This is a genomic window from Bradyrhizobium sp. F1.4.3, assembly GCF_040548375.1.
Lineage (GTDB): Bacteria > Pseudomonadota > Alphaproteobacteria > Rhizobiales > Xanthobacteraceae > Bradyrhizobium.
Map to the genome: position 1 here is coordinate 1 of NZ_JBEPRN010000035.1, position 19927 is coordinate 19927.

General features: G+C 57.6%; 16 protein-coding genes and 6 pseudogenes. 12 read left to right on the plus strand and 10 right to left on the minus strand.

Annotated elements, in window-relative coordinates; genetic code table 11:
- Window positions 1-348 precede the first annotated feature (348 nt).
- Window positions 349-834: an SET domain-containing protein-lysine N-methyltransferase gene (locus ABIB73_RS37120; protein ID WP_354232382.1), complete on the plus strand. Its 486-nt coding sequence runs from the start codon at window positions 349-351 to the stop codon at window positions 832-834.
- Window positions 835-1039: 205 nt separating this feature from the next.
- Entirely contained in the window at window positions 1040-1783 is a 744-nt protein-coding gene (locus tag ABIB73_RS37125) for a transposase (RefSeq protein WP_502918487.1), read from the plus strand.
- Between the two features lie 337 nt (window positions 1784-2120).
- Here ABIB73_RS37125 and ABIB73_RS37130 read toward each other — a convergent pair.
- Window positions 2121-3261: pseudogene (locus ABIB73_RS37130) on the minus strand (IS630 family transposase).
- A 590-nt stretch (window positions 3262-3851) separates the two neighbouring features.
- On the opposite strand from ABIB73_RS37130, the gene ABIB73_RS37135 reads away from it, so the two are divergent.
- On the plus strand, window positions 3852-4562 hold the full coding sequence (locus tag ABIB73_RS37135) for a helix-turn-helix domain-containing protein (protein ID WP_354232403.1): 711 nt from the start codon (window positions 3852-3854) through the stop codon (window positions 4560-4562).
- A 30-nt stretch (window positions 4563-4592) separates the two neighbouring features.
- Here the strand turns inward: ABIB73_RS37135 and ABIB73_RS37140 are convergent.
- The 5 genes and pseudogenes from ABIB73_RS37140 to ABIB73_RS37160 form a co-directional block, all read right to left on the minus strand.
- Window positions 4593-5493: pseudogene (locus ABIB73_RS37140) on the minus strand (IS3 family transposase); the annotation flags it as partial.
- Window positions 5494-6859, minus strand: a pseudogene (locus ABIB73_RS37145) (IS110 family RNA-guided transposase).
- Between the two features lie 236 nt (window positions 6860-7095).
- A pseudogene (locus ABIB73_RS37150) lies at window positions 7096-7349 on the minus strand (transposase); the annotation flags it as partial.
- A 321-nt stretch (window positions 7350-7670) separates the two neighbouring features.
- Window positions 7671-8291 (minus strand): helix-turn-helix domain-containing protein, encoded by a 621-nt coding sequence (locus tag ABIB73_RS37155; RefSeq protein WP_354232384.1) that lies wholly within the window; start codon window positions 8289-8291, stop codon window positions 7671-7673.
- On the minus strand, window positions 8281-8664 hold the full coding sequence (locus tag ABIB73_RS37160) for a hypothetical protein (protein WP_354232410.1): 384 nt from the start codon (window positions 8662-8664) through the stop codon (window positions 8281-8283). The genes ABIB73_RS37155 and ABIB73_RS37160 overlap by 11 nt, the downstream gene beginning before the upstream one ends.
- On the opposite strand from ABIB73_RS37160, the gene ABIB73_RS37165 reads away from it, so the two are divergent.
- The 4 genes from ABIB73_RS37165 (at window position 8569) to ABIB73_RS37180 (ending at window position 12352) form a co-directional block, all read left to right on the plus strand.
- Window positions 8569-11001, plus strand: coding sequence for a GcvT family protein (locus ABIB73_RS37165; protein WP_354232406.1), 2433 nt, complete (start codon window positions 8569-8571; stop codon window positions 10999-11001). The two genes, ABIB73_RS37160 and ABIB73_RS37165, sit on opposite strands and share 96 nt — an antisense overlap.
- A gap of 15 nt (window positions 11002-11016) precedes the next feature.
- The gene (purU, locus tag ABIB73_RS37170) at window positions 11017-11955 is read left to right on the plus strand and encodes a formyltetrahydrofolate deformylase (protein WP_354232386.1); all 939 of its coding nucleotides are present in this window, start codon (window positions 11017-11019) and stop codon (window positions 11953-11955) included.
- A 132-nt stretch (window positions 11956-12087) separates the two neighbouring features.
- A complete protein-coding gene (locus ABIB73_RS37175) occupies window positions 12088-12228 on the plus strand; it encodes a tetrahydrofolate dehydrogenase/cyclohydrolase catalytic domain-containing protein (RefSeq protein ID WP_354232388.1) in 141 nt (46 codons plus the stop codon).
- Window positions 12185-12352 (plus strand): tetrahydrofolate dehydrogenase/cyclohydrolase catalytic domain-containing protein, encoded by a 168-nt coding sequence (locus tag ABIB73_RS37180; protein ID WP_354232390.1) that lies wholly within the window; start codon window positions 12185-12187, stop codon window positions 12350-12352. The genes ABIB73_RS37175 and ABIB73_RS37180 overlap by 44 nt, the downstream gene beginning before the upstream one ends.
- 300 nt (window positions 12353-12652) lie before the next feature.
- Here ABIB73_RS37180 and ABIB73_RS37185 read toward each other — a convergent pair.
- Window positions 12653-13024: pseudogene (locus ABIB73_RS37185) on the minus strand (bifunctional methylenetetrahydrofolate dehydrogenase/methenyltetrahydrofolate cyclohydrolase); the annotation flags it as partial.
- A gap of 81 nt (window positions 13025-13105) precedes the next feature.
- Entirely contained in the window at window positions 13106-13768 is a 663-nt protein-coding gene (locus ABIB73_RS37190; protein ID WP_354232392.1) for a cupin domain-containing protein, read from the minus strand.
- A gap of 199 nt (window positions 13769-13967) precedes the next feature.
- Here ABIB73_RS37190 and ABIB73_RS37195 point away from each other — a divergent pair, with 199 nt between their 5' ends.
- The 5 genes and pseudogenes from ABIB73_RS37195 to ABIB73_RS37215 all read left to right on the plus strand — a co-directional run bounded on the left by ABIB73_RS37195 (window position 13968) and on the right by ABIB73_RS37215 (window position 18987).
- Window positions 13968-16421, plus strand: coding sequence for a GcvT family protein (locus tag ABIB73_RS37195; protein ID WP_354232394.1), 2454 nt, complete (start codon window positions 13968-13970; stop codon window positions 16419-16421).
- A gap of 419 nt (window positions 16422-16840) precedes the next feature.
- Window positions 16841-17035: pseudogene (locus tag ABIB73_RS37200) on the plus strand (transposase DNA-binding-containing protein); the annotation flags it as partial.
- A 251-nt stretch (window positions 17036-17286) separates the two neighbouring features.
- Complete coding sequence (locus ABIB73_RS37205) at window positions 17287-18255, plus strand: IS4 family transposase (RefSeq protein ID WP_354232396.1); 969 nt, start codon at window positions 17287-17289, stop codon at window positions 18253-18255.
- A gap of 52 nt (window positions 18256-18307) precedes the next feature.
- Window positions 18308-18922, plus strand: a complete 615-nt coding sequence (locus ABIB73_RS37210) for an IS66 family transposase (RefSeq protein ID WP_354232398.1) — start codon at window positions 18308-18310, stop codon at window positions 18920-18922.
- Window positions 18892-18987 carry an IS66 family transposase zinc-finger binding domain-containing protein gene (locus ABIB73_RS37215; protein ID WP_354232408.1) on the plus strand — a complete coding sequence of 32 codons (96 nt, stop codon included), beginning with the start codon at window positions 18892-18894 and terminating at the stop codon, window positions 18985-18987. The genes ABIB73_RS37210 and ABIB73_RS37215 overlap by 31 nt, the downstream gene beginning before the upstream one ends.
- Window positions 18988-19032: 45 nt before the next feature.
- Here ABIB73_RS37215 and ABIB73_RS37220 read toward each other — a convergent pair whose 3' ends face one another.
- Both ABIB73_RS37220 and ABIB73_RS37225 read right to left on the minus strand, forming a co-directional pair.
- Window positions 19033-19635 carry a plasmid pRiA4b ORF-3 family protein gene (locus ABIB73_RS37220; protein ID WP_354232399.1) on the minus strand — a complete coding sequence of 201 codons (603 nt, stop codon included), beginning with the start codon at window positions 19633-19635 and terminating at the stop codon, window positions 19033-19035.
- The coding region (locus tag ABIB73_RS37225) for a transposase domain-containing protein (protein WP_354232401.1) at window positions 19632-19927 on the minus strand (296 nt) is incomplete at its 5' end. The genes ABIB73_RS37220 and ABIB73_RS37225, both read right to left, overlap by 4 nt.

The following is a 19927-nucleotide window of genomic DNA, read 5'->3' on the forward strand; positions in this document are numbered from 1 at the left end:
TGCTCATCGTCGCTCCTGATTCGCAGGCATCAGCGTGCCCGCTGTCAGGCAGAAACTCCACTTATCGACCTGTTCAAATTTGCGGAGCCGGCTCTGACCTCAACCGGATCGCGTTGTGTCGCGGTCGAGCTCGTTGATCTGATCCACGCAACCGCAGACATTTCTAAGGACTTCGCTCCGCCACTGCAACACCTACAACATTGACTACCAGAGTTAATGGCTTCCCAAGACCGGAGCAACGCGGTTTTATCGACCAATCGCTGGCAGCGCTAATGGAAGCCGCTGTGCAACGATAACGGTGTAGCACGGTCACGATCGTGCCACCTGTTTGGAAAAAGGATTCGTAGCATGACTCCAAAAGAGAACGCGTATGAGACAAGTTCCTGGCTCTTCATTGGGCCATCCAAGATCAATGGATTCGGTCTCTTTTCGAGGAGTTCAATATTGAGCGGGGCTGTTATTGGTCAACTCGGAGGGATCGTTATGCGCACGGCGAATAAGAGGACCATACAGATCGATCATCATCGACATCTCTGTAGTGACCACATTGACTTCGTCAATCATAATTGTCACCCCAGCGCTTATATAAGCGTCGTGTCCGAGGCTATCGTTCTGAACGCGCTCGAAGACATTGTTGGCGAGAGCGATGAAATAACGATAGACTACAATTGCTCGGAGTACTCTCTGGCCGAGCGCTTTATGTGCCGGTGCTGTCAGAACCCAAATTATGTTGCCGGATACGAATATCTATTGCAAACCTATCAGCGTGACTACTTGCGTCGCATAAACCGATTTGCGCTGCCGCATCTCGTCCAACGGGCAAGGGTCGACTAAACTTACTGAGTCAGAATGTCGCGGCCCTTGTCGACAGGAATCATATATTTGAGAAGACTCACTTTTCAGTGTGGGAGGCTGAGATGGGTCTGACAAGATCAGGGGACGTAGCGTCGCGGTTTTCGGCGTACATTGAGGGCCTTGCGAGCGTGATCGGACAAGCGGGACGAGCTGTACAGGGCTGATAATGCCGTGCGACGAGCCGATGGCGGGGATGACGGCTCCTGAGCGGACAGCAGCGCAACATCAGGCATTGTTGCATCTTGTCGGTCAAGGCGACTGGTCGGATCAGCAGGTGTTGGCAAAGGTCCATGAGTTAGTGCTGCCGGGCATCGAACGCCATGGAGAGATCGAAGCTTGGATCATCGATGATACGGGCTTTCCTAAGAAGGGGCGGCATTCGGTCGGGGTTGCACGGCAATTATTGCGGTCAGTTGGGCAAGCAAGACAATTGTCAGGTTGCCGTGACGCTTTCGCTCGCAAACCATCATGCGAGCTTGCCGGTGGCCTATCGGCTCTATCTACAAGGGAGTGGGTGACGGACCGTGCACGTCGGCGCAAAGCCGGTGTCCCCAAGGAAATCACCTTCAAGACCAAGCCGGCAATTGCACTTGATCATTTGCGCTGGGCCTGCGCGGTGGGCTTGCCGCGCGGCGTGGTCCTGATGGACGCCGGCTATGGCACCGACACCGGTTTGCGTGGGAGTATTACCGAACTGTGCCTGAGCTATGTGGCCGGCATCTTGCCACAAACCTCGGTATGGATGCCCGGAACCGGACCGCGGCCGCCGAAGAAGTGGTCGGGGAACGGACGACCTCCAAAACTGCTACGGCGTGATAGCAACACCGACCGATTTCGGTCAAGAAGCTTGCGATCGGTCTGCCAGCGCATGCTTGGTACAAGATCACGTGGCGTGAGGGTACGACAGAACGCTTGTCTTCGCGCTTAGCCGCGCGGACGTTCGACCACGGAACTTCCGCCGATCGCGCTCGCCGTAGTTCGTCGGATTTGACCTTGCCCGTGGGTTTAATCAATGAAGTGCGCTCTGGCCCACGACAAAGACTGAAGCATGAAGCGCAGCTGCGTTTCGGGAGGGCAGAATGGCGTCAAATAAAAGGCCATGGCGGGCTGGAGGTCTCAAGATCATTGGTATGGGCGAGTCCCTAGGACGTGTGCCAGTCGCGCGCAACCTCCAGCACGCCGTCGCGCCGATGGATAACAGTATTCCAGCATGGATCGATCAATAGGTTGGGAGACAATTTCGCACTAGTAGCGCTGCACAGTGATTATGACTCTTTGGAAGTAGTAGGATAGGCGCGGCCCATTTTGGCGCGGGCCTTGTCTGTTGTGAACATCCAATTGATGCGTGAGCGAGCTTTGCTTGCGTTCCCAGGCGGTGATTTCGCGGCGCAGTCGCTTGGGATCGTGGATCCTGCGATCCAGGCACTGACCGCGCAGGACGCCGATCTCGATCTCGACCATGTTGAGCCAGCTTGCGTGCTTTCGGGGTGTAGTGGAACTCGCGACGTCGCAAGATCCGCCTGGCTTCGGCGGGCTGGACGTCTGATACAGGGCGCCGGCAGAGTGGGTCGAAAAATTATCCTGGACGACCCGGATGATCTCGGCATCGGGATAATGGATGTCGACAAGATCGCGCATGCCGCTCGCCGCGCTGTGACTTTGACCTTGCGCCAGGGACGATGCACGTCGAGGAGAACGAAGAGATTGACCGATTGACCGTACTATTGCGACGATACTCGTAATCGTAACGTTCAAGCTGACCCGGCCTGGCCTGGCCTGGCCGGGATGGGCTGCCGCGCCTCGCCGATGAGCTGCACCGGGCTTTCGTCGAAGCACACCACCGGCCGCTTGGGGGCACGCGCCCCGGCGTAGAGGTCGAGCACGTCCTCCATGCGGGCGACGTATTCGCCATCGACCTGCGGAATGCACCACATGCCCTTGCGCCAGGGCTTGAGGCCATTTTCGGCCAAGGGCCGCCGAACGGTCTCGTGCGACCGGCCCCTGTGTTCGGTGAGCTTGACCATCGCGCCTGCCAGCAGCTCGAGCGTCCAGCGGGCGCGGCCTTCCGGGGGACTGGCGCAGGCCGTCGCTACCAGGAGGGCTTCTTCCTTGACCGTGAGTTTGCGTTCCGCCCCGGGACGCGGCTCGTCGCTCGCGCCCGTTCCAGATTGCCCTCCACGAAGCGGCGCTTGATCCGGCACACGGTCGAGCCGCACACACGCCGACACTCCTCGCGATCTCCTCGTCGCCTGCACCAGCATCGGCGGTCAGCAAGATCTGGGCTCGCTTGAGCTTGCGCGACGCATGCTTGCCGTTGCTGAGCAGCCCTGAGTTCCGTGCGCTCGATTTTGCGAGATCGACCCGATAGCGTACATCATGGTGTGCCTCAGTGTTCGAGGCATGCACAAACAACTGAATCGGCTGGCCGGCGTGAGTCCTTCGGCAAAACCCTTCACGCCGACCTTTATCCGCCTCTACACGCGGCTCCACCGCACACCTCCGGCTGAAACCGTCATGCAGGAATATTTCCGCGTCAGCCCGCCTTCGGTTCATCAGATGGTGCTGACGCTGGAACGAGCCGGCCTCATCAGAAGGCAGCAAGGACTCCTCGCAGCATCGAGGTCCTCGTTGATCCGAAACTCCTGCCCGAGCTAGTCTGACCGTCAGACCCAACCCATCAGAATCACTGTGCAGAGCCACTAGCAGCCTTTCGGGGCGCAACAGCAACCTCATCGTTGAGTGAGACGAGAGATCGACAGACTGACTGTCGTCAACCACAGCAAGGGTCTGAGCCCTTTCGCTGGCTCGGCGTGACTCCCGGGTAAGCGCCTATCATCGCTCGGCTGGCTCAAAGCGACTTCGACCCAACCCAAGCCTTGCCTTCCGGACCTTTCGCCCATTGGAGTTTTGAAGGTGGCCAAAGTCTTGCTACCTCAGCCCTGAAGCACTTGGCGAAACTCGGAAAGGCCGCGAACAACTTTGCGCTCCTTTGTCGGATGCTTGATCCCGGCCGATATGAAGTGCATGAATTCGCACATCTCTCACCGGGGGTCGGGGCTTTGTTGTGCAGGAGAAAAAAGTATTGTCATTGGATTGGGAATGGGTTCGGATTTTTCCTGGAAGTCGAGCGTGCCGGGCAGATCCGGAAAGCCTCAAAGCAGTTGCGGCTCAACCAAGCGACGGTCGCCCGTCAACTTACCGCGTTCGAGAGGGGTCTCAGCACCAAGTTACTCGAACGCTACATTTCCGATTGCGCGCTGACACCGGCGGGCGAGGCCCTGGCGGCTGCAGCAGAACGCGCAGAGAAAGAGCTTCTCAAAGTCGGCGCAAGCATCGGCGGTGCTGCCGAAAAGGTTACTGGCACCGTGCGCGTGGAGCGCCAGACGGGTTGGGGAACTATTTTTTGGCTAGCCGGCTCGGAGCGCTCGCGGCCAAACCCTGGCTTGTCTCGTCTCGCTTCCCCGCACCTTTTCATTCTCGCGGCGCGAGGCGGATATTGCAATCACCCTCGACGAGCCAAAGCAAGGACGGCTGATCGTCTCGAAGTTGACCGACTACCCGTTGAGCGTCTATGCGGCGCAGAGCTATTTGTCGCGAAGGCGAAATCGAAAGTCAATCTGATCTGGCGGGAAGGTTGTTCGTCACGCACGCGGAAGACTTCGTGTACAGCCGGTCACCGGACTATGCATCGGCTCTTAGCCGCCTGATGAGCTGCTGCCGGTTTGATGGACACCCGGTTAAGCTAATCCCACCTTGCGCTCGAACTCAACCGGGCTGAGATAGCCGATGGTCGAGTGCCTGCGGGTCGTGTTGTAAAATCGTTCGATGTAGTCGAACACATCGGCGCGTGCCTCATCTCTGGTTCGATAAATCTTGTTGGCCGTAGGCTCGGTCTTGAGCGAGGAGAAGAAGCTCTCCATCGCCGCGTTGTCCCAGACGTTGCCGGAGCGGCTCATGCTGCAAACGATGCCGTGGTCGGCCATCAGGCGCTGGAACTGCTCGCTGGTGTACTGGGCGGCCCTGGTCGGAGTGATGCAACAGCGCATCCGGCTTGCCGCGCCGCCAGACGGCCATCAACAATGCGTCCGTCACGAGCTGTGCCGTCATGGCGGCACTCATCGACCAGCCCACCACGCGGCGTGAGAACAGGTCGATCACCGCTGCGACATAGAGCCAGCCTTCGGCCGTCCAGAGATAGGTGAAGTCGGCGATCCACTTCTGGTTCGGCCGCTCGGCGGCGAACTGCCGGTCAAGGAGGTTCGCCGGTACGGTCTCGAGCTGTCGATCGCCGCTGTCCTTCGGCAAGCGCCGACGTCGCGGCCGCGCCCGCAAGCCTTGCAGGCGCATCAGCCGCTCAATCCGGTGCAGGCCGCAATCCGCCCCGTGGGCGAGCAGGTCACGCCACACCCGGCGTGCGCCATAGGTGCGGTCGCTGGCGGCGAAGCTGGCCTTGACCTTGCCCCCGAGCTCCTCGTCGCTGCGGGATCTGGCGCTGGGAGAGCGGTTCAGCCAGGCATGGAAGCCCGACCGCGACACTCCCAGCGCATCGCATAGCCATGCCACCGGCCAGATCGTCCGGTGCTTCGCGACGAAGGCGAACTTCATGTCGCTTCCTTCGCGAAGTAGGCTGCGGCCTTCCTAAGAAACAGCCGGATTGGCGTCGCCCGGAATGGCCTGCAACGCGAAGCCTAGCGATTTCGCCCGGCGCTGTAGGTTGGCGAGTACGCGGCTACGATATTGCTGCTCATATTGGTCGGCACCGGGATCCCTGTAGCTCATGCCGTGCCGGAGTGTGTTGTAGAATAAAACAGCAATCTTGCGAGCGGTCGCCGTCACGGCCTTCGATTTACCCGCACGTGAGGACAGCCGACGATAGAATGCTCCCAGCGCTGTCTCGCTCCGCCCACGGTTGTGGCTGCCAACCGCAACAGCGCAGCTGCGCGACTTGAGGATCTCCGTGTGCGCGAGGACAGCACCTTGCCGCCGGAGATCTTGTTGCCGGGTGCGAGGCAGAGCCAGGAAGTGAAGTGTTTGGCGCTCGGCCATGCCCTTAAATCCGTGCCGCACTCGCCGATGAGCTTCAATGCGAGCGACGGGCCCAACCCATGGATCTCAGTCAAATCGACGCCGAGCACGCCGTACAGCGCGGTCCTGATATCGAAGATGGGTGTGTTGACCTGCTTGGTCTTTAGGCGTGGCTTGGCTAGCTTTCCGACCGGTCTTGCTCCTTTGGTGTTCAATGCACTGATCAGTACTTCGAGCTTGCGATCACAGTCGAGCATCTTTGCCTGATAAACGTCGTAGAGCTCCAGCGATTGAGTCAACGCGAAGACATGTTCGTGGCGGTCGTTGCCTACGAGTGCTGCGCGGATCGTCTCGATCGATGAATGGCAACGCACGTCTCGATAGGTTGCCAGGACGTCGGGATTGCGTTCGCCTGCAACAATGGCTCGGATAATCCGCATGCCGGTCGCGCCGGTGATATCCGAGACAACATGATGGAGCTGCAGGTTCATCTCCATCAGGGCCTTCTGCATATGTTGGATATGGGCGGCAGCATATTCCACGAGCCGCTCGCGCTGGCGCAGATAGGCTCGCAAGGTTGCGATCTCGGCATCGGGTCGGAAGCTGCCCCGTAACAGGCCATAGGAGTGGAGCTGGCGTAACCAAGCGGTGTCGCTGACATCGGTTTTGCGCCCAGGTACATTCTTGGCGTACCGCGCGTTGACCAGAATGACCTCGAACCCGCGCTGTTCTAGGATCTCGTAAACCGGAAACCAATAGACCCCAGTGGATTCCATCGCGACACTGGTCACGCCGCATGCCTTGAACCAGTCCGCCAGCTTATGCAGGTCTTGCCTGATGTGCCGAATGCACGCACTGGCGTGTCGGTGCAGGCCGGGTTAACCACGGCCATGTGCATCTTTGACCCGATGTCGATAGCGGCCGCGCCGAGGTTGACCGGCTTTAAGTCCGGGCCGCCACCGGTTGTCCTCTTAGGCATCGCAAATCCTCCGTCCGATGATGGGCTGGAGGGTCTGGGCTATGCCAATTTGTCATCTTCCTAATCGGGATCGCCGCCGAAACGGCGTCACCACTCTCAAGTCCGCACGCGCCCATGGACCACGTTTTTTAACGGGGACAGTGCCTCCAATAAGCTGACGGCCGCTACCTTCCGCGCCAAGGGATAGCACAAGGCTGTTTCTACCCCGCGCAGGCGCGCTACGACGCTGGACAGTTTTTTAGGATATCCCGCTCGGCCTTCAGCTTGGCGACCTCACGGCGCAGCCGCTCGATCTCCTGCAGCTCCGGCTTCATCTGCCCGTGGCCGGAAAGGCTTGCGCCGGGTCGGAGCCCAACTCCTTCACCCATTTGCGGAGAACATTCTCATGAACATCCAGGTCACGGCCGGCTTGCGCCACCGACACCCCACGTTCCCGCACCAGCTTGACCGCCTCGACCTTGAACTCGCGGCTGAACTTCCGTCTTTTCATCGCCACCTCCGGCTTCATGAAACACCTAATCTCGGTGTCCATCAAACCGGCAGCAGCTCATGATGTCGCGCCGCTACGAATGCGCTAGCGTCGTTGCCCAGATGGAAGCCGTGCGATGTAGCTCGGCGTTATCCCGAACTGCGGCGCCCGCTCCCCGAAGTGCGGTTCGTAAGAAGCTACTGGCTCACGTCGCATTCCGACACCCATGAGACCCGCCGCTTTCAGGAGGAGCGCTGCTTCATCACAAGTTCAGTTAAGGCTGCGAGGATCCACCTCGAGATGAATTGAACGGCTTCGCTGCCCGAATTCGAACGACACTCACTAATAATGCGGCGGCGTAATCACCCAGACCACTTTTGCCGGTACCGTTCCTGGATTTACGCAGCGATGTTGCGAGGTGCTGTTGAACGAAAAGCTATCGCCCTCCTCAAGCTCGAAGCGCTTTCCATCGACCCACAGGTCCAATCGGCCTGCGATCAAAATCCCCGCTTCATTGCCGTCATGGCTGTACTCGCCGCTATCGGCGCCTGGTTCGATCGTGCTCAGAAGCAATTCGAGCGGACCGGCGAGATTGGGAGACAGAAGCTCTTCAGCGATGCCCAACCCAGTAAATGTCAGGCGCCGCCGGTGCGCTTTACGGACGACAATCTCCCTTTCATCGGCGGTAGCCTGCAAATTGCCGTTGAAGAACCAGTTCATATGGACGCCGAGAACGTCGCTGAGCTTCTTCAAAACTCCAATCGGCAGTTTGGATTGATTTCTCTCGATTTGGCTCAAATAGCCGACTGATATCCCGGCTGCCTGAGCAAGCTGGGTCAAGGTCAGCTTCTTGATTTTGCGCAGTTCACGGATTTGCCCGCCCACGGCGGCGTCAGAGTCCATGTTGGCCTTGGAGCGCTCGGCTGCCCATTCGTCAGCTGCGCGTATCGACCTAATAGCCATCGATTCCTTTGACTTTCAAAGCAACGCCAGCACGAAAAGCCTGCCCGATATCCGGCGACAAACGGACACCTCGCAGCAGAGCCAACGTCGGATCTAGGTACGCCCGGTTAAGGCGCCGATTCTTTATAGACGTGACATCATCGAAAAAAAACACCACGCTCGTGAAAAACACGTTCACAAGCGTGAAAAACATTGTAATAATTTCACGATCGGACGGAGGTCGGGTGTGACGGAACTTCCAAAGTCGGCTCAAGTCGTCATCATTGGCGGCGGAATCATGGGCTGCGGTCTGGCCTACCATCTGACCCTTCGCGGTTGGAGGGATGTTGTTTTGCTCGAACGAAAGCAGCTTACGTCCGGCACCACTTGGCACGCTGCGGGTCTCGTTGGGCAGCTTGGTGCAACTCACAATCTCACACGATTAGCTCAATACACGACAGAGCTTTACTCTGAGCTCGAGCTCGAAACGGGTCAAAATACCGGATACCGACAGATTGGATCGCTCGCAATCGCGAACAACCACGAGCGTTTTGAAGAGCTCCGGCGTGGAGCCTCAATGGCCCGATGTTTCGGGTTGGAAGTCAACGTCATGTCTGCAAAGGAGGCGGGTGATCTTTGGCCTTTAATGGCGACCGAGGACCTCGTTGGCGCGGTGCACCTTCCGAAAGACGGGCAGACAAACCCGGTGGATACGACGCAAGCTCTAGCAAGGGGAGCGAGGGGTCGTGGGGCGAAGATATTTGAAAATATCGCGGTTACCGACATTCTCATCGAAAATGGCCGTGCCACGGGCGTGCGAACAAAGGACGCTGAAATAACAGCTGAATTCGTCGTCAATTGTGCTGGCATGTGGGCGAGGGAGCTCGGTGCAAAAGCCGGCACGACTGTCCCTCTTCACGCGGCCGAACACTTCTACATCGTGACTGAGCCCGTGCCTGAAATCAGAAAGCATCTTCCTGTACTGCGTGACGGCGATGCCTGTACTTACTTCAAGGAAGATGCCGGCAAGCTGCTGGTCGGTTGGTTCGAGCCGATCGCAAAGCCGTGGGGTATGCAAGGAATCACCGAGAGCTTTGAGTTCGACACTCTGCCAGATGACCTTGAGCATATTGAGCCATTGCTCGAAGGGGCAATTCGTCGTGTGCCAATACTGGCAAAAACCGGGATCCAGTTGTTTTTCAACGGTCCCGAAAGCTTCACGCCCGACGACCGCTACATGCTGGGCGAGACGCCGGAAGTGCGGAATCTATTCGTGGCGGCGGGCTTCAACTCGATCGGTATTCGGTCCGCGGGTGGAGCAGGTAAAGTCCTGGCGGATTGGATTGTCGATGGTCATCCGCCGATGGACCTTTGGGACGTTGATGTGCGGCGCGTCATGCCGTTCCAGTCGAATCGACGATACTTAAAGGACCGCACCGTCGAAGTTCTCGGTCTCTTGTACGCCATGCATTGGCCGTTCCGACAGCCCGATACGGCAAGAGGAGTTCGCCGCTCGGCCCTCCACGATCGCTTGCTTGCGCAAGGAGCTTGTTTTGGAGAGGTCGCGGGCTGGGAACGGCCGAACTGGTTCGCGCCGAAGGGGCGAGAGGCAAAATACGAATATAGTTACGGTCGTCAGAATTGGTTCGAACACTCCGCCGCAGAACATCGGGCAGTAAGGGAAAGTGTTGGATTGTTCGATCAATCGTCCTTCGCGAAATTTATCCTTGAAGGAGACGACGCCGAATCCATTCTGAACATGATATGTTCCAACAACATTTCGGTGCCGGTCGGCCGCATCGTCTATACGCAATGGCTCAATGAACGAGGCGGTATTGAAGCGGATCTTACCGTCACGCGCGAAGGTTCGAAGCGATTCCTCATCGTGACGGCGGCGGCGACGCAAGTCAGGGACTTTGCATGGTTGAGCCGTCACATTCCCGAAGGATCCCGAGCAATCGCGATCGACGTAAGCTCGGCCTACGCGGTGCTGGGCGTCATGGGGCCGAAATCCAGGGATCTCCTGAGCAAGCTTACGCATGCGGACCTCTCCAACTCAGCATTTCCCTTCGCAACCTCCCAAGTCATTGACCTCGGCTACGCCAAAGTCAGGGCAAGCCGCATTACCTATGTCGGCGAACTCGGATGGGAATTGTACATCCCTACAGAGTTCGTGCAGGGGGTCTATGATTGCCTCGTCGAAGAAGGCGCGGCATCAGATATGCGTCTGGCTGGCTATCATGCCATGAATTCTCTGCGAATGGAGAAGGGATACCGTCATTGGGGGCACGACGTCACGGACGAGGACACCCCATTGGAATCAGGTCTCGGCTTTGCGGTGGCGTGGTCGAAGCCGCAAGGCTTCATCGGACGAGATGCACTGCTACGCCAGAGGGACGCAGGGCCCCGGCGAAAAATGATCCACCTCGCGCTGAACGATCCGAACGTGTTGATCTACGACAACGAGCCGATATGGCACGACGGCCGGCTCGTTGGCCGTATCACGTCCGGCATGTTCGGACATACAGTCGGCACCTGCTTGGGATTGGGATTCATCGATAACTCAAACGGCATGATCGATGCAACCTTTCTCCAGACCGGAAACTTCGAAGTCGAGGTCGCCGGCGTGCGCATACCCGCGCGCGCTTCACTGCGTCCATTTTATGATCCCAACAACAGTCGCGTAAAGGATGTTGGGGCGGATGCTCTCTTCTCGGCTGCGGCCTCGTAGAAGAGTACAATTGTCATGACCGAAACAAGCGTCCTATTCGAGCCTCGACCTATTCATGCCGAAACGCAAACGTCAGTTGTCGACAGGTCTTCCAATGATCGCTCCCTACCTCCCGATTTCATTCTGACATTCTCCTGCCCGGACCGAATTGGGATTGTGCACGCCGTATCAGGCTTTCTCGCCACGCACGGGTGCAATATCCGTGACAGTGCTCAATTCTCGGACCGCAGCGTTGGAAGGCTTTTCATGCGCGTGTCGTTTGATGCGCCTGGCGTCCTGCTGACGGATCTGCAGGCGGAATTCTCGGAAGTCAGCACTTCATTCGGCATGACCTGGGAATTTCATGACTGCAAGTCGAAGCCTCGTCTCCTGATCATGGTGTCGAAGGCAGGGCATTGTCTGAACGATCTGCTGTTCCGGTACGCAACCGGCACCCTTTCCGTCGAAATCCCGTTGATCGTCTCCAATCACCGGGACTTCTACCGGCTCGCTGCTTCCTATGACCTTCCTGTTCATCATATGCCTATCACCGCTGATACGAAGCCCGCGCAGGAGGCAAAGCTTTTCGAATTGGTTGAGCAGGAGCGGATCGACGTCATTGTCTTGGCGCGGTACATGCAGGTCTTGTCGGACAATCTTTGCCGAAAGATGTCCGGGAGGATCATAAATATACACCATTCTTTCCTGCCAAGCTTCAAAGGCGCCCGACCGTATCATCAGACCCACTCACGGGGGGTCAAGTTGATTGGGGCGACGGCTCACTACGTCACGGCAGATTTGGATGAAGGTCCGATCATTGAGCAGGATGTGCTCCGTGTGGACCATTCGCTGTGTCCAGACGATCTTTCGGCCATCGGAAGAGATGTCGAAGCCGCGGTTTTGGCGCGGGCCGTCAAGCTGCATGCCGAAAATCGAATTCTCATGAATGGCGATCGCACGGTGATCTTTCGATGAACATCCCGGATACAACGGTCACTTATTCATGTGAGACAACTCTCATTGACGAGTGCCGCGGTCGCGGCACGGCTCCATTCTGAGCTACGAAGTGCAGTCGAGAACTTAGCCGAGAGGGGACTTACACCCTGATTGGCTGTTGTCCTTGTTGGCAGCGATCCGGCCAGTTCGGTTTACGTCCGCAACAAGATTCGTCGATCTGCTGAAGCTGGTTTGCGTTCGTTTCATCATGAACTGCCAAGCACGAAGAGCGAGGCAGATCTGGTATCATGATCGATCGGCTGAATACCGCTCGCTCGACGGCATCCTCGTCCAGCTGCCGCTACCTTCTCATATCGACGCTCAAAAGGTGACGTCGGCCATCGATCCGAAGACGTTGATGGCTTTCATCCGATGAATGTAGGCAGGCTCTCAATCGGCGGGGATACGCTAGTCCCCTGTACTCCGCTGGGCTGCATGCACTAATTAAGGGAGTTCGCAGCCAGCTCGCTGGGCTGAATGTCGTCATTGTTGGACGCTCCAACATTGTCGATAGAGCAAACCCGCTCACACGAGTCGTGGCACGCGCAACAATTGTTTCCAGACCGCCACTTGTGGGTTATGTCTATTATGCCGCTGAAGTCGTGAGGGTAGAGTAGAAAGCGCTTAGGGATGTAAAGAAACCTCGACATTCTTCACAAGGTGTTTGGAATAGCGGTTAGGAGATACCAATAGGTGAAGCGACGCCGTGTCGACGACACGCGGCCTCGATCGTATTTCTGAGAAGACAAGCGATGGTCATGGGGCCTACTCCGCCTAGGACCGGGGCGAGCGCGACGGCCACCATGCGCGCGCTTTCGAAATCGACGTCGCCAACCAATTGTCGACGCCCCTCACGCACGATGCGATTGATCCCGACGTCGATCACAATAGCACCGAGCTTGATCCATTCACCACGAATGACTGCCGGCTGCCCAACGGCCGCTATGAGAATATCTGAGCGGCGACACGCCGATGCAAGATCCTCGGTCTTGGAGTGCGCGACAGTGACTGTACAATTTTCTCGAAGTAGAAGCTGGCAAGCAGCTTTCCGGGATTCTTATCGCGCGTGCGTAAAGAACGCCTGACCATTGATCGCGTTTACAGACGCGCAAACATTGACGCGTAGTCCTCAATAGCTCGGAGGCGTGATGGCCCATATGACCACGCATTCTCGTTTGTTGGTGTTTGCGTAACGATGGGGAAGGTCGCTCGCGAACGCAAAACTATCGCCTTCGCGTAGAACCACATGACGCTCGCGGATCCAAAGGTCGAGCTCACCTGAAATCACATATCCCGCTTCCTCACCCTGATGCGTGTAGGGTTCTTTGCCGCTTTCGGAGCCAGGAGGGAACGTGCATCTCAGAAGCTCGAGCTGCCTGCCAAGATTGGGGGACAGAAGCTCATCAGTAATGCCACCTACGAAGGTCAGTTTCCGGCGTGAGCTTGCTCTCACAACATAGTCACGCAAATCGCTGTCTCCATCGGCCTTCGGCGGAAAAAACCAGCTGATTGTGACCCCCAACGCCCGGCTGATACTATGAAGAGCTTTCACCGAAGGGCTCGAGACCCCACGCTCGATCTGACTGAGATATCCCTTTGACAAGCCCGCGGCGTCGCTAAGTGCGTCGAGCGTGATGCCACGCGCCTTGCGTAGGTTCTTGATTTCTCTTCCGATACGGTCGCCGACATTGAGCAATTCTTCCACGTTGACGGGTTGCTCAGCCTGCTCTGCCAGTCCCTCCAGATTGGAAGGGCGCAGCATTTTAGGCGGCGTACTGATCATCGAACTCATGTTCGCTCCTTGAATCGATCGAGTAGAGGCGCGGGACGTGATCAATTCCGCTTATCTCTGCTGAGCCTAAGCAAGCCGCACACTTGATCCTTTCGCATAGATTCTACTGCCAACAAAACGCACTAAAGTGTCATTTTGTTGTTGAAATATTCACTTTTGTGGATTTCAATATGCGTCAGTTCATTTCGTGGGACGAAGAATGGCAGGAAGGTTTCCCGAGAAGGCCGAAGTCGTAGTTATCGGCGGTGGCATAGCGGGCTGTTCGGTCGCCTATCACCTCACCAAGCTCGGTGTGAGCGACGTTGTCTTAATCGAACGCAAGCAGTTGACATCCGGAACGACATGGCATGCCGCGGGTCTCGTGACGCAATTGCGCGCCACCCGAAACATGACGGAGCTAGCCAAATACACCGGCGAATTGTTTCACAGTCTCGGCCCCGAGACTGGACAGGAAACAGGCTTCAAGCAAAACGGCGCTCTGCGGCTCGCCAAAGGTCCTGGCCGACTCGAGGAATTGCTGCGCGGCGCTTCAATGGGGCGCAACTTCGGCCTTGAGATACATGCTGTCTCGCCTGCAGAGATCAAGGAGCGCTGGCCGCTCCTCAATCTTGATGGCATCGTTGGAGGGATATGGGCTCCCAAAGATGGCCAAGTGAATCCTGCCGACGTTACGCAAGCCTTTGCGAAGGGCGCGCGTATGGGCGGTGCGACAATCATTGAAAACCTGCGCGTCGACCGGATTCTAATCGAGCACGGGTGTGCCGCCGGCGTCTCGACGAACGAAGGTGACATTCGCTCCAAGAAGGTCGTCATCTGCGGCGGCATGTGGTCACGCGAATTTGCCTCGAAGCATAGCATTTCTTTGCCGCTTCATGCAGCAGAGCACTTCTACGTCGTCACTAATGCAATTCCGGACTTGCCGCGCGAGCTGCCGGTATTGTTCGTGACCGATGAGGAGGCTTACTACAAGGAAGATGCCGGCAAGCTGCTCGTGGGGTGCTTCGAGAAGGAGGCGAAGCCGTGGGCCGGCGGTGGTATTCCGACGGACTTCTGTTTCGACTCGCTGCCTGAGGACTTCGATCATTTTGAACGAATTCTCAATATGGCGGTCAACCGGGTCCCGGTGCTTGCCAACACAGGCATACAGCTATTTTTCAACGGCCCTGAAAGTTTCACGCCTGACAATCGATACCTCCTCGGCGAGACTTGCGAGGTATCGGGACTCTTTACGGCCTGCGGATTCAATTCGGTAGGCATTCTGTCTTCCGGCGGCATCGGAAAGGCGCTCGCCTCTTGGATAAAGGAGGGCCACGCACCAGTCGATCTCGCCGATGTCGACGTTCTCCGTATGCATTCGTTCCAATCGAATAGGACGTACCTCTACGATCGGACGAAAGAGGCTCTTGGCCTGCTCTTCGATATGCATTGGCCCTACCGCCAATACACGACGGCACGTGATGTTCGTCAAAGTGTCTTTCATGATCGTTTGAAAGCACATGGTGCAGTGATGACGGAGGCTGCCGGATGGGAGAGGCCTGGATACTTCTCCCTAGACGGAAAAGCGAAGGAAATTGAGTATTCATATGGCCGGCAAAACTGGTTCGATATCGTCGGTCAGGAGTGCCGAAACGCAGCCGGGCATGTCGCACTGTTCGATCAGAGTTGCTTCGTCAAGTATATGGTCGACGGGCGGGATGCCTGTGCGGTTCTCAACCGAATCTGTGCCAACAATGTCGACGTGCCCGTAGGCAAGCTTGTTTACACGCAATGCCTAAACGAGCGCGGCGGGATAGAGGCAGACATTACGGTCACCCGGCTTGCCGAAGAATCCTACTTGGTGGTGACGGCGGCGACGTCGCAGACGCGCGACCTAGTGTGGTTGCGACGCAATACTCCAGATAAGGCTCATGTTTTCATTCGGGATGTGACATCGGGATTGCCCATGCTCGGTCTCATGGGACCTAATGCAAGGCCATTGCTTGAGCGGTTGTCAGGTTGCGACCTCTCGAATTCGGCCTTTCCATTCGCATCCAGCCAGGAAATAGAGATTGGCTACGCGAAGCTACGCGCAAGCCGCGTCACCTATGTGGGCGAGCTAGGGTGGGAGCTCTACGTGCCGGCCGAGTTCGCGGCGCATGTCTTTGACAGGGTCGTTGAGGCTGGCGCTGGCTACGCCTTGTCACAGGCAGGCTACTTTGCTCTTGGCTCCATGCGCTTGGAAAAGGGTTATCGCCACTGGGGCCATGACATCGGGCCGGAAGATACGCCCTATCAAGCTGGCCTCGGCTTTGCGGTGAAACTGGAAAAGCTGGGAGGATTCATTGGCCGCGAGGCACTGCTGCGACAGAAAGAGCGGGGAACGCTACGCCGCCGGCTCGTGCAATTCAGAATGATCGAACCGGATGCTCCGCTTGTCTACCATCAGGAGCCCATATGGGCTAATGGCCGTTTAGTCGGATCTATTACCTCTGGCGCCTATGGACATCGTGTCGGCGCCTCCCTCGCAATGGGCTACGTCGAGAACGATGACGGAATAGACGCCTCGTTTCTGTCCACATCACAATTCGAGATCGAGGTAGCCGGCAAGCGCCATAGGGCGGCAGCGCAATTTGCTGCGCACTATGATCCCTCTAATTCAAAAATCACTGCGTAGGTTCATCGCGGAGAAGAGAGGGAACGCCGCGGAGAGCCGCAGTTCTCGGTGCGAGACGTCGCTATCTATTTCCGCGACATTCCGGCGCTCGACGGCATTCGCTGCTCTGTTCTCGTCGATTTCGCCACACAGCCGGCTCACCTGGCTCAGATATGCCGCTCATGCTGATGGACTACACCAGATCGTCCGCCGAACGGCTCGATACGCCCTGCACGTACAGTTGAAGAGCGTAGGCCTGCCTGCCTGCCTGCGCCATTCAGGCCGATCAACTTGCAATCGAGGCGTATCTGTCCGGTGAAGCTTTCAATTACCCATAAGTCATTGACTCTATCTGGATCGCGCCGATTGAAATTTCTTGGGTCGTTTGAATCCCTTGTGATTCATTGCTGAGCACCTGAATCGGGGGAACGAGGTGCACCATGGGATTGCCGCGGACGACATTGCGCTTGTCGGCTTCGTCTGGAACGACAAAAATATATGACCGACCGGGCGGTACCGCCCATTGGATCGACGGGGAAATTGGCGAGAATGTCTTCAGGGATGCGCGTCTTGGCAAACGGTTTCGCGAGCTTTTGATCCGGATGGGAGGCGGGATCGGAGAAAGCATTCCGCTCGCGTGCCAGGATTGGGCCAACACCAAAGCGGCCTATCGGTTCTTTGCCAATAAACGGGTGCACGAAGGCGATGTTTTGAGCGGGCACTTCGACGCGACGCGTGCACGCTTTGAAGCGGCCCGTGGCACGGTACTGCTGTTGCAAGACACGACGGAGTTTACCTATCAGCGTGCTCGCCCCGAACTTGTCGAAATCACGAAGAACATCAACAGCGGCAAGGACAAGAAAGGCCGCTACCGCCATCACACGCTTTGCGGGATCCTGATGCATTCAAGCCTACGGCGGCGCTCAAGCGCAAGATCAATCCGACGCGAGTTCCCATCGAGAAGAAGGAAAGCGTGCGGTGGTTGGACAATCTGCGGCAATCGATTGGTCTTCTCGGCAAATCGGATCGCTGCATCCACGTCGGCGATCGCGAGAGCGACATTTTCGAACTTTACTGCCTGACCCACGACTTGAGCATGCATTTTATCGTGCGTATGCAAACGGACAGGCTTGCTGGCGATGGCGACCACACAATTTCGGATGAGATGGATAAGGTCGCTATAAAAGGTCTGCATCGTGTTGAGGTTCGCAACGAAAACGGCGACCCGATATCGGTCACTCTGGAAATAAGGACCAAACGAGTCCACGTCCTGCCTCCAATCGGCAAGCAGAAGCGCTATCCGGCATTGGACCCGACCGTGATCCATGCCACCGAGCGCGGCGCACCGAAGGGACGCAAGCCGATCGAGTGGAAGTTGATCACCGACCTGCCAGCCCGTACGCGCTCGGAGGCCATCGAGAAGATCGACTGGTATGCCATGCGTTGGAAGATCGAGGTCTTCCACAAAATCCTCAAATCAGGCTGCCGCGCGGAAGATTCCAAACTACGCACGGCTGATCGGCTGGCCAATCTCATGGCGGTCTTCTGTATCCTGAGTTGGCGTGTATTCTGGTTGACCATGCTGAACCGCACCGCGCCGAATGTAGCACCCGCCATGGCGCTGGCCTCGACCGAGATAGGATTGTTGGATCAACTTGTCGCTGACGCTGGAAATCGACGATGCAGATCAGGAACGCTCTCGTTCTATCTCATAAAGCTCGCCAGGCTCGGAGGCTACCTGGCGCGATCAAGCGATCCCCCGCCCGGAAACACAGTCATTTGGCGAGGACTTTCAAGGCTGACAGATATCGAAATCGGTCTTGAACTCGGCATGGCCGGAAATGTGGGTAATTGAAAGCGTCACCGGAGGGAGACACTTCCTGTGGCCATCGTCGGCTGATGGCGCGGTGACAATCACCTCCGCCCAGCTTGGCTACCTGCTGGAGGGCATCGATTGGCGGATGCCGCAACATACCTGGCGACCGCAGGCGGCCGGTCGATCGCCGGATTTGAATCGGTCGCACGATCAGCGGTTCGGACAGCGACCGCGTCTTGTGATTCTCTGCTCGGCGGTGGGCGCTGATGATTCTCTTCCCAACGATGTCACCACGCTGCAGGCGATGCTGCGCGCCGAGCGAGCGGCCCGGTTGGCCGCGGAAGCCGAGGCCCAGGCGGGGACCTTGCTGATCGAGAAGCTCAAACTCACGATCAAGAAGCTCCGGCACGAGCAGTTCGGACAGTCCTCCGAGCGGGGCGCATTGCTGGACCAGCTCGAGCTACAGCTCGCCAACCTGGAGGAGAACGCGGCGCAAGCTGATACGGCGGCACAGATGGCAGCCGAGACGATTGCGGTACCATCGTTCGAGCGCCGCAAGCTAGCCCGCCGGCCGCTGCCGGAGCATTTGCCGCGGGAGCGCCTTGTCTATCCGATGCCTGCCACCTGCCCATGCTGCGGCGACAGCCGATTGCGCAAGATTGGCGAGGACGTGACCTGGAGCTCGTTCCGCGCCAGTGGAAGGTGATCCAGCACGTACGCGAGAAGCTCGTCTGCCGTGCCTGCGAAGCGATCACCCAGCCATGTCGCTGAGATTGTAAGCGTAGCTTTGCGGCCGTTTTGATTGGCGCTTGACGTCTATTTTGGCCGCGTGGCGCGTCGCCGCGGTTTCCATTGGTCGGACAATGCGTTGACGGCGGCCTCGAGCGCCTTCCGGTCGACGACGTTGGGATCGAACCGCTCCGGGCCCCAGAGGCACATATGTTCGTGCTCCGGATGTGCGGGGTCGCTGATGCCATCAAGGTATTCGGCATAGCCTGGCGCACCGCCGACGTCTTCCGGAGGACAACGACCGGCGGCCTCGAGCAAGAGGGGAAGTCCCTCTGTCGTCGTGTTGTCGAACCATTTTTCGAGCTTGATCACATGGTCCCAGCTGTCGCCGAAGTCATAGAGATAATGGATCGTCTTGGCGCCGGTCTCTTGAACGATATCGGAGAGCCGAGCCTTGCGGGCATCGATAGGCTGGGGGCCAAAATCGCCGTCGGGATCCGCGATTCCCCAACGTTCTTCGCCAGCGTGGAACTCGAAGAGGTGGCTGTTTGTCCAGCCAAACGCCGCCTGAAGCGTCAGATGCAGCCGATCAAGGCGCAGGGTGACAGGCACGACAAGGCGACGCATCACCTCCGGTTTCACGTCCTTGAGGGTCACCTTGATCCGGATCGCGGTCGTGTTGAGGCTCATGCCGCCAGCCTCGGATCGTGTGCATGCATCTTATAGGTCGATTCCCAGGGAAGCAGTTCGTCCAGTCGCGCCGCAGGCCAGCCATTGACGAGCTTCGCGAGAACGTCAGCAAGCCAGTGCTCGGCGCTGACGCTATTGAGCTTACAGGTCTCGATTAACGAAGCTAGTACTGCCCAACTCTCGGCGCCCTCGTCGCAACCGGCAAAAAGGGAGTTCTTGGCGTTGAGCTTGATCGGCCGCATCGCACGTTCGACCGCATTCGTGTCCATCTCGATGCGCCCGTCATCAAGGT